Below are 9,611 nucleotides of genomic sequence, written 5' to 3'. Positions count from 1 at the left end.
CGACGGCGTCGAGGACCCCGACCACCGTGACGACCTCGAGGCCGCAGCGCTCTACGACCTGATCGAGAACGACGTCGCGCCCCGCTTCTACGACGTCGACGCGGAGGGCGTCCCGACCCGCTGGCTCGAGATGACCCGGCACACGCTGAAGTCGCTGGGCCCCAAGGTCCTCGCGACCCGGATGGTGCGCGACTACATGCGCGAACTCTACGCACCCGCCAGCGAGACCGCCCACCGCCTCAACTCCGACTACCACGGCGCCGCCGAGCTCGCCGCGTGGAAGAAGAAGATCAAGTCCGGCTGGGCCGACGTCCGCGTCGACCACGTCGAGAGCAGCGGTGTGGGCGACGCCCCCGAGGTCGGCGACCAGATGAGCGTGCGCGCGTTCGTCTCCCTCGGCTCGCTGTCTCCCGACGACGTCGACGTGCAGCTGCTGCACGGCAAGACCAACGGCGAGGACGTGCTCGTCGAGACGCTGGTCGACTCGCTGCACGTCGCGGAGTCCTACGAGGGTGGCCGGCACCGTTTCGACGGCGACGTCGTCCTCGACCACTCCGGCTCGTTCGGCTACACCGTCCGGATCGTCCCGCGCAACGACGTCCTGGCCTCCCCGGCCGAGCTGGGCCTGGTGGCCCTCGCCTGACCCGTCCTGTCACACACACCGCGTCGGCGCATCTGCACCGCAGATGCGCCGACGCGGCATTTCGGGTGGTTGGCGCCTGGGAGGACGCCGACCTGTGGTCACCCCCGGGGCGTCATACGTTCTGGTCGCTGGGGCGCCCACTTCGTATGACGTCCCCGGGCGGCGCGCAAGGCGTCATGCGTCCTGGTCGCTGGGGCGGCCACCTCGTATGACGTCCCCGGGCGGCGCGCAAGGCGTCATGCGTCCTGGTCGCTGGGACGGCCACCTCGTATGACGTCCCCGGGCGACCGCCAAGACATCTGCGTTGTCGCGCGGGGTCAGGCCTCGCGGAACACCACGACGGTGCGGCGGCCGATCGAGAGCCGGTCGCCGGCCTTGACGGGGGTGCCGACGGGGAGCTTGAAGTCGGTGGAGAGGACGACCTCGCCGGCCTGCACCCAGTCGTTCTCGGGGAGCACGACCTTCTGGGGCAGCCAGTCGGAGTTGAACCACAGCACGAAGGTCTTGTCCTCCTGCTGCTCGCCGCGCGGCCCGGGTGCCCGCAGCGGCGAGCCGGACACGAACATGCCGACCGCGCGCAGGGTCGGGTCGTGCCAGTCGTCGCCGGTCATCTCGCGGCCTGACGGGTGCAGCCAGGCGAGGTCCTTGGGGCCGCCGCGGATCGTCGGGCGTCCCTCGAACCAGTGCCGCTGGCGCAGCGCGGGGTGCTCGCGCCGCAGTCGGAGCGCGGTCTTGGTGATCTCGTAGACGTCCAGCCAGGCGTCGTCGGGGCGCCAGTCGATCCACGAGGTCTCGTTGTCCTGCGCGTAGGCGTTGTTGTTGCCGCGCTGGGTGCGCCCGCGCTCGTCGCCCGCGGTGATCATCGGCACGCCGTTGGACAGGCACAGCGTCGCCATCATGTTGGCGACCTGCCGGCGACGCACGGCCAGCAGCGCAGGGTCGTCGCTCTCGCCCTCGACGCCGTGGTTCCAGGACCGGTTGTTGTCGGTCCCGTCGCGGTTGTCCTCGCCGTTCGCCTCGTTGCGCTTGTGCTCGTAGGTCACCAGGTCGCGCATCGTGAAGCCGTCGTGGGCGGTGACGAAGTTGATCGACGCGTACGGCGAGCGCCCGTCGTCGAGGTAGAGGTCGGACGACCCGGCCAGGCGCGTGGCGACGCCGCGGATGCCCGAGGTGTAGTTGCGCCAGAAGTCGCGGATCTCGTCGCGGTACTGGTCGTTCCACTCCACCCACGGCGGTGGGAACTCACCCACGCGGTAGCCGTCCATCGAGGCGTCCCACGGCTCGGCGATGAGCTTCACGTGGCGCAGCACCGGGTCCTGGCCGATCGCGATCAGCAACGGGGCGCGCATGTCGATGCGGTGGTGCACCCGGGTCAGTGCCGACATCAGGTCGAAGCGGAAGCCGTCGACGTGCATCTCGGTCACCCAGTAGCGCAGTGAGTCGAGGATCAGCCGGAGGGCGAACGGGTTGGAGGCGTCGACGGTGTTGCCGCAGCCGGTGACGTCCCAGTAGGTGTCGTCGAACGGCTCGCCGGGGTGGTCGTTGCCGTTGCGGCAGTAGAAGCCGCGGTCGTCGAGCCCCCGGAAGGACAGGGTGGGACCGATCACGCCGGCCTCGGCGGTGTGGTTGAAGACGACGTCGAGGATCACCTCGATCCCGGCGGCGTGGAAGGCCTTGACCATCGCCTTGAACTCGGTGACCTGCTGACCCCGGTCGCCTGAGGAGGAGTAGGCGTTGTGGGGGGCGAAGAACCCGATCGAGTTGTAGCCCCAGTAGTTCACCAGCCCGCGCTCGAGCAGCGCGGCCTCGGAGACGAACTGGTGGACGGGCAGCAGCTCGACCGCGGTGATGCCGAGGTCTTTGAGGTAGTCGACGACCGCCGGCGTGGCGAGGCCGGCGTACGTGCCGCGCAGGTGCTCGGGCACCCGGTCGTGCAGCGCGGTCATGCCCTTGACGTGCATCTCGTAGATCGCCGAGTCGCGCCACCGGTGCCGCGGCGGTGCGTCGTCGCCCCAGTCGAAGTGGTCGTCGGCGACCACGACGCCGTGGGGCACGTACGGCGCGGAGTCGGTGTCACTGCGCCGGCTCGGGTCGTCCTGGGCGTAGCCGTAGATCGCGGGGTCGAGCGTCAGCGTGCCGGCGATCGCCCGGGCGAAGGGGTCGAGCAGCAGCTTGTTGGGGTTGAACCGGAGTCCCTGGTCGGGGTCCCACGGGCCGGCGACGCGGTAGCCGTACCGCGAGCCCGGGGCGACCTCCGGGACCGCGCCGTGCCAGATGCCGAGCTCCTGCTCGGTGAGGCGGTGGCGCCGCTCGCCGCCCTCGTCGTCGAAGAGGCACACCCAGGCGGCGGTGGCGCGCGGGGCGTGGACGGCGAAGTTGGTCGCCTCCGGGGACCAGGTCGACCCGAGAGGGTGACTGCTGCCCGGCCACACGGGTGAACGCTCACCTCGGTTGCGCCAGAGTCCAGGGGTCACCAGCCCATTGTCCCTGACCGTGCAGAATGCCGGGGTCGGTTGGTCCCAATGAGGAAGGTGGTTCGCGAGATGGGCGAGTTCGTGCGACTGGAGGTGGCCGACGGTGTCGGCACGATCCGGCTGGACCGGCCGAAGATGAACGCGCTCAACGTGCAGGTGCAGGAGGAGATCCGCGCCGCGGCCGCCGAGGCGACCGAGCGGGACGACGTCAAGGCCGTCGTGGTGTACGGCGGCGAGCGGGTCTTCGCGGCCGGGGCGGACATCAAGGAGATGGCCGACATGTCCTACACCGACATGGTCAAGCGCTCCGGGCCGCTCCAGTCCGCGCTCACGGCGGTCGCCCGCATCCCCAAGCCGGTCGTCGCGGCGATCACCGGCTACGCGCTCGGCGGCGGCTGCGAGCTCGCGCTCTGCGCGGACGTCCGGTTCGCTGCCGACGACGCGGTCCTCGGCCAGCCCGAGATCCTGCTCGGCATCATCCCGGGCGCCGGTGGCACCCAGCGGCTCACGCGGCTGGTCGGCCCGAGCAAGGCCAAGGACATCGTGTTCACCGGCCGCTTCGTCAAGGCCGAGGAGGCCCTGGCCATCGGGCTGGTCGACCGGCTGTTCCCGGCCTCCTCGGTCTACGACGAGGCGATGGCGTGGGCGCGCCAGTTCGCCGGCGCCGCGACGTACGCCCTGCGGGCCGCCAAGGAGAGCATCGACCGCGGCCTCGAGGTCGACCTCGAGACCGGCCTCGAGATCGAGCGCCAGCAGTTCGCCGCACTGTTCGCGACGGAGGACCGCACGACCGGTATGCGATCCTTCGTCGAGAACGGACCGGGCAAGGCACAGTTCGAGGGCAGGTGAGCAGTCGGTGGCGGAGCGCAGGATGACGGCGCGTCGCGGGTCCCGGGTGCGGGTGCGCGCGGCCCAGGTGGTGTGGATCCTGGCCGTGCTGTGCGCGCTCGTCCTCGCCGTCGGTGCGCTGTTCGTCGCACTCGACGCCAACCAGGACAACGCCCTGGTCAAGCTCGTCCTCGACGCCGCGGACGTCGTGGACGTCGAGATCTTCTCCCGCGACAACGGCATCTTCACGTTCCACGGCGCCGATGCCGCGACCAAGAACGCCCTGGCCAACTGGGGTCTCGGGGCGATCGCCTACCTGGTCGTCGGCCGACTGCTGGAGCGGGTCGTGCGGCCCTGACCCGGACCCGACCGGGCCCCCGCAGGGCCCGGACTCTGACAGTGCCGCTGTGACATAACCAACCCTGTCACGAGTTTCGACCGCCTCCACGCGGCGGTAGCCTCACCACCACATCCGAGACACAGGAGGGGCCGAACCGGCCACACACCATGAACATTGTCGTCTGTGTGAAGTACGTCCCCGACGCCACTGCCGACCGGCAGTTCGAGTCGGACAACACCGTGGACCGAGTCGGCGTCGACGGGCTCCTCTCCGAGCTCGACGAGTACGCCGTCGAGCAGGCCTTGCAGCTGAAGGAGAAGGCCGGCGACGACACCGTGGTGACCGCGCTCTGCGTCGGTCCCGAGAAGGGTGTCGACGCCGTGCGCAAGGCGCTGCAGATGGGTGCCGACAAGGGTGTTCACGTCGTCGACGACGCGATCGCCGGCTCCGACGCCGCCGCGACCTCGCTGGTGCTCGCCAAGGCCATCGAGAAGGCCGGTGCCGAGGGCAAGGTCGACCTGGTCGTCTGCGGCATGGCCTCGACCGACGGCGTCATGGGCATCCTGCCCGCGATGCTCGCCGAGCGGCTCGACCTGCCGCAGGTCACGCTCGCGTCGGTCATCGAGACCCAGGGTGACCAGGTCCGCGTCAAGCGCGACGGCGACACCGCCACCGAGGTCATCGGCGCCACGATGCCGCTGGTCCTCTCGGTGACCGACCAGTCCGGCGAGGCGCGCTACCCGTCGTTCAAGGGCATCATGGCCGCCAAGAAGAAGCCGCTGGAGACCTGGTCGCTGGGCGACCTCGGAGTCGACGCCGGTCAGGTCGGCCTCGGTGCGGCGTGGACCGCCGTCGAGGACACCACGGCCCGCCCGCCGCGCACCGCCGGCGAGATCGTCAAGGACGAGGACGGGTCGGGCGCCTCCGCGCTGGCTGACTTCCTTGCCTCGAAGAAGTTCATCTGAGGAGCTGACCGATGTCTGAAGTTCTCGTTCTCATCGACCACGTCGACGGCGCGGTCCGCAAGCCGACGTACGAGCTCCTGACGATCGCCAAGCGGCTCGGCGAGCCCTCGGCGGTCTTCATCGGCAGCTCGTCCCAGGGCGCCGAGGTGGCCGAGAAGGTCAAGGCCTACGGCGCCGAGAAGGTCTACGTCGTCGACGACGCGCAGATCAAGGGCTACCTCGTGGCCCCCAAGGCCGAGGCGCTGCAGCAGCTCGCCGAGAAGACCTCGCCCGCCGCGATCCTGATCCCCTCGACCTCCGAGGGCAAGGAGGTCGCCGCGCGACTCTCGATCAAGATCAGCTCGGGCCTGATCACCGACGCGGTCGACGTGGAGGCCGACGGCTCGGCCACCCAGTCGGTCTTCGCCGGCAACTTCACGCTCAAGGGCAAGGTCACCCACGGCACGCCGATTATCACGGTGAAGCCCAACTCCGCTGCTCCCGAGCAGGCCGAGGGCGCCGGTGCGGTCGAGGAGTTCGCCGCGACGATCTCCGACTCCGCCAAGAAGGCGCAGATCGTGGCCTCCCAGCCGCGCAAGTCGACCGGCCGCCCCGAGCTCACCGAGGCCGCGATCGTGGTCGCCGGTGGCCGTGGCACGGGCGGCAACTTCGAGTCGGTCGAGGGACTGGCCGACGCACTGGGTGGTGCCGTGGGCGCCTCCCGCGCGGCGGTCGACTCCGGCTGGATCCCGCACACCTTCCAGATCGGCCAGACCGGCAAGACGGTGTCGCCGCAGCTCTACGTCGCCACTGGCATCTCCGGCGCCATCCAGCACCGCGCCGGCATGCAGACCTCCAAGACGATCGTCGCGGTCAACAAGGACGAGGAGGCGCCGATCTTCGAGCTCGTCGACTTCGGCGTCGTGGGCGACCTGCACACCGTCCTACCCGCGCTGACCGAGGAAGTCACCAAGCGCAAGGGCTGAGCTGTGCCAACGTTGACCCGCCCGAAACTTTCGGGCGGGTCAACGTGATTTCGGGTCGATTGAGGGGCGGGATGGACGGGTTCGCAGCGATGGAGCCGCTGGAGGGCGGCTGGTCGGGCGAGACCTTCCTGGCCGAGGCCGGCGGAGACCGCACCGTGGTGCGGATCTTCGCCGGCCTTCGGCATTCGCCGGAGGCCGCGCAGGTCCAGGAGGCGCTGCTGACCCTCGTGCGCGGCCTGCTGCCGGTGCCCGAGGTGCTCGAGGTCCGTCGCGCCGACCCCGCTGCCGGGATGCCCGCGCTGCTCGTGACGTCGTTCCTGCCCGGCACGCGGGGCGACCTGCTGCTGCCGACGCTCGACCGTGCGGGACTGACCCGCCTGGGCGCCTCCTGCGGCCGGGTGGCCGCCGCCCTGGGCGGCATGCCGCTGCTGCGGCGCGGCAGGTTCGCCGACGCCGAGCTGCGGGTGGAGCCGGACGACGTCGACCTGCCGGCGTACGTCGAGACGCTCGAGCTGGACCTGCCGGGCCTGCCCGAGGTCGCCGAGCATGCCCAGGCCCTCCTCGACGAGGAGTCCCGCACCTGCCTGGTGCACAGCGACCTCAACCCCAAGAACCTCCTCGTCGAGCCGCTGACGCTCGAGATCACCGGAGTGCTCGACTGGGAGCACGCCCACGCCGGCCATCCGTTCACCGACCTCGGCAACCTGCTCCGGTTCGACCGTGAACCGGCCTACCTCGACGCGGTGCTGCAGGCCTACGCCGAGGTGCGCGGCACCCCGCCGGCGCGGGCGCTCGAGCTGGCGCGTGCCGCGGACCTGGCGGCGCTCGTCGAGCTGGCGTCCCGGGCGGGGGAGAACCCCGTCGCGACGCGGGCCTGGGAGCGGGTGCGCGCGATCGCCCGGACGGGCGACCTCCACGCCACCGAGTGACCCCAGGTCGAGCCGGGAGTCCCGGCTCGACCTGGGGTCCTGGCTCAGCCGACCCCGCCGTAGCCCTCGTCCTTGACGATGCCGACCTGCGAGACCGTGACGCGGCGGTCGTTCTTCGGGCCGCTGAGGCGGATCTGGCGCAGCGCCTGGTTGTTGGTGGTGTCGGACTCGACCAGGTTCTGCCCCGGGTTGGCGGTCACCGCGATGTAGTAGGTGCCGTTGGGCAGGTCGGCGATGGGGAACGACTGCCCGGCGCGGTACTGGGTGTAGGTGTCACCCCAGCCCGAGACCAGGACCTCGCGGATCGAGAGCGAGGAGTAGTCGCCGCACGAGGTCGAGAGGTCGGTGTTCTCCGGCTTCCAGTCGGCCGCGGTGACGGTCAGGTCGACCGAGTCGGTGTTGGCCAGGCAGAACGCCTCCTTCTTGGAGCGCGACACCTCGCTCTTGCCGGCGTCGAGCAGGCTGTAGCGGGCGAAGTCCTCGAAGTGCCAGTGCGAGTGCGAGGGCCGCTTGTCCCACTCGAGAGCTCCCACGGGCTGGTAGCCGGTCTGGTTGCCCTGGGCGTCGAAGAAGTACTGGTAGGCGTCCATCTCGTCCTCGCCCTCGCGACGGAACCCGTCGACGACCAGCGGGCTGTCGCCGGCGTTCCAGACGGTGGCCGAGAAGCGCAGGTAGGTGCCCTTCTTGTTCAGCGAGATGCCCCAGGCCGGCAACGAGCGCAGGTCGGGCTGCGGCCCGGCCTCGTCGGCGCGGCCGGCGGGACCGGTGGGCCGGTGCGCGGCCGGCGTCGCGAGCCGGCCCGCCGGCTCCATGGGTCCGTGGCCGTGGCCCTCCTCGATGGCCTGCTCGTCCTTGACGTCGAGGGTGAACGTGCGCGTCGCCGCGGCGGCATCGAGTCCGAAGAACGTGGCCCACGAGGGGGTGACGCGCGCGGTCACGGTGTAGAGGCCCGGACCGATCTTCAGCGGCCGGCGTGCGCTGCCGAGCAGCGGCGAGGCCCAGCCGTCCTGGATCCCCTGCACCGACCCGACGGTGAACGGGTTGTACCAGCAGCCCACGGGGTACGGCGAGCGCGCCGGTGCGTCGGGGCGCACCCGCTCGGCGTATCCGTTCAGGCAGCCCTTCTTGGTCATCGTGAGCGTCTTCTGACCGGGCTTCTTCGGGTCGATCGAGACCGACAGGAACCGGTCGAGCCCCGAGAAGTCGGTCATGGAGCCGGCCGGCAGCGCGACGTCCCCGTCGGCGGTGCGCCACACGCTCTGGATGGGCTCGTCGTAGGAGGAGCGGTGCGACCAGATCTCGAGCGGCGCGCCCTCGGCGATCAGCCGCAGGCCCAGGTCGGTCCAGGTCTTGTTCTTGTAGGCGTAGGCCGTGACGGTCTTCGGCGCCCACAGGGAGAGCGGGGCGGCGTCGGCGGCGCGGTTCCCGTGCGTCCGGTCGGCGGCTGCGGTGGCTGCCGGGAGCGCGGCGGCGACCGGCGCCACCAGCGCGAGCGAGGCGAGGAGCGCGAGAGCGCGGGAGGTCGAGCGGATCAACGTAGGGTCCTTCCCCGACGGCAGCGGTCGCTGCGGTGAGCTGACGCAGCGTACGACGCCGGGAGACCGCGTTTGGTTGCCGAGCAGCAAGACGAGCAGCGCGTCTGGACCGCCGCGAACTACCCTTCGGACCATGAGCACCCCGCACGATCCCGCCGCTGTGGAACAGGTGGTCGCCGTCGCCGAGCGCGCCCGTGCCGCGAGCCACGGCCTGGCCCTGGCGACGCGCGCCGAGAAGGACCGCGCCCTGCAGGCGATGGCCGACGCGCTGCTGGCCCGTGAGGGCGAGGTGCTGGCCGCGAACGCCGAGGACGTCGCGCGCGCCGAGAGCGGTGGTACGCCCGCCAACATCGTCGACCGGCTGCGGCTCACGCCCGAGCGGGTCGCCGCGATGGCCCAGGGGCTGCGGGACGTCGCCGGCCTGCCCGACCCGGTGGGGGAGGTGGTGCGAGGGAGCACGCTGGCCAACGGGCTCGAGCTGCGCCAGGTGCGCGTGCCGTTCGGCGTGGTGGGGATGATCTACGAGGCCCGGCCCAACGTCACCGTGGACGCCGCCGGGATCTGCCTGAAGTCCGGCAACGCCGTGCTGCTGCGGGGCAGCTCCAGCGCCCGGTCGAGCAACACCGCGATCGTGGCGGTGCTGCGCGACGCGGTCGGGGCGGCCGGGCTGGACGCCGACGTCGTGCAGCTGGTGCCCGGTGACTCCCACGACAGCGTCAAGGCACTGATGCGCGCCCGCGGCCACGTCGACGTGCTGATCCCGCGCGGCGGAGCCGGACTGATCCGCTCGGTCGTGGAGGAGTCGACGGTGCCGGTCATCGAGACCGGCGTGGGCAACTGCCACGTCTACGTCGACCGGGCCGCCGACCTCGACAAGGCCCTGGCGATCGTGCTCAACGCCAAGACGCACCGCACCAGCGTCTGCAACGCCG

Annotated in this window: 8 protein-coding genes and 1 pseudogene; 7 read left to right on the top strand and 2 right to left on the bottom strand. The window is 71.1% G+C overall.

All coding sequences use genetic code 11. From position 1 onward, the window contains the following. Nucleotides 1-643: pseudogene (locus Q0L15_RS06390) on the top strand (DUF3417 domain-containing protein); the annotation flags it as partial. Nucleotides 644-960: 317 nt separating this feature from the next. Here the strand turns inward: Q0L15_RS06390 and glgX are convergent. Next, the gene (glgX, locus tag Q0L15_RS06385; protein ID WP_296603063.1) at nucleotides 961-3,117 is read right to left on the bottom strand and encodes a glycogen debranching protein GlgX; all 2,157 of its coding nucleotides are present in this window, start codon (nucleotides 3,115-3,117) and stop codon (nucleotides 961-963) included. 69 nt (nucleotides 3,118-3,186) lie between these two features. Between glgX and Q0L15_RS06380 the strand changes: the two genes are divergently transcribed. The 5 genes from Q0L15_RS06380 to Q0L15_RS06360 all read left to right on the top strand — a co-directional run bounded on the left by Q0L15_RS06380 (nucleotide 3,187) and on the right by Q0L15_RS06360 (nucleotide 7,144). After that, nucleotides 3,187-3,966 carry an enoyl-CoA hydratase-related protein gene (locus Q0L15_RS06380; RefSeq protein WP_296603065.1) on the top strand — a complete coding sequence of 260 codons (780 nt, stop codon included), beginning with the start codon at nucleotides 3,187-3,189 and terminating at the stop codon, nucleotides 3,964-3,966. A 22-nt stretch (nucleotides 3,967-3,988) separates the two neighbouring features. Continuing rightward, on the top strand, nucleotides 3,989-4,303 hold the full coding sequence (locus Q0L15_RS06375) for a hypothetical protein (protein WP_296603062.1): 315 nt from the start codon (nucleotides 3,989-3,991) through the stop codon (nucleotides 4,301-4,303). Between the two features lie 149 nt (nucleotides 4,304-4,452). Next, on the top strand, nucleotides 4,453-5,250 hold the full coding sequence (locus Q0L15_RS06370) for an electron transfer flavoprotein subunit beta/FixA family protein (protein WP_296603060.1): 798 nt from the start codon (nucleotides 4,453-4,455) through the stop codon (nucleotides 5,248-5,250). 11 nt (nucleotides 5,251-5,261) lie between these two features. Beyond that, nucleotides 5,262-6,215 (top strand): electron transfer flavoprotein subunit alpha/FixB family protein, encoded by a 954-nt coding sequence (locus Q0L15_RS06365; RefSeq protein WP_296603059.1) that lies wholly within the window; start codon nucleotides 5,262-5,264, stop codon nucleotides 6,213-6,215. 71 nt (nucleotides 6,216-6,286) lie between these two features. Beyond that, nucleotides 6,287-7,144 carry a phosphotransferase gene (locus Q0L15_RS06360; protein WP_296603057.1) on the top strand — a complete coding sequence of 286 codons (858 nt, stop codon included), beginning with the start codon at nucleotides 6,287-6,289 and terminating at the stop codon, nucleotides 7,142-7,144. Between the two features lie 44 nt (nucleotides 7,145-7,188). On the opposite strand, the gene Q0L15_RS06355 is transcribed toward Q0L15_RS06360, so the two are convergent. Next, nucleotides 7,189-8,679, bottom strand: a complete 1,491-nt coding sequence (locus Q0L15_RS06355; protein WP_296603055.1) for a lysyl oxidase family protein — start codon at nucleotides 8,677-8,679, stop codon at nucleotides 7,189-7,191. Nucleotides 8,680-8,812: 133 nt separating this feature from the next. On the opposite strand from Q0L15_RS06355, the gene Q0L15_RS06350 reads away from it, so the two are divergent. Then, on the top strand, nucleotides 8,813-9,611 hold a 799-nt coding region (locus tag Q0L15_RS06350), incomplete at its 3' end, for a glutamate-5-semialdehyde dehydrogenase (RefSeq protein ID WP_296603053.1).

This window comes from Nocardioides sp., assembly GCF_024509035.1.
GTDB lineage: Bacteria > Actinomycetota > Actinomycetes > Propionibacteriales > Nocardioidaceae > Nocardioides.
This window is presented reverse-complemented; position numbering and strand designations above follow the sequence as displayed.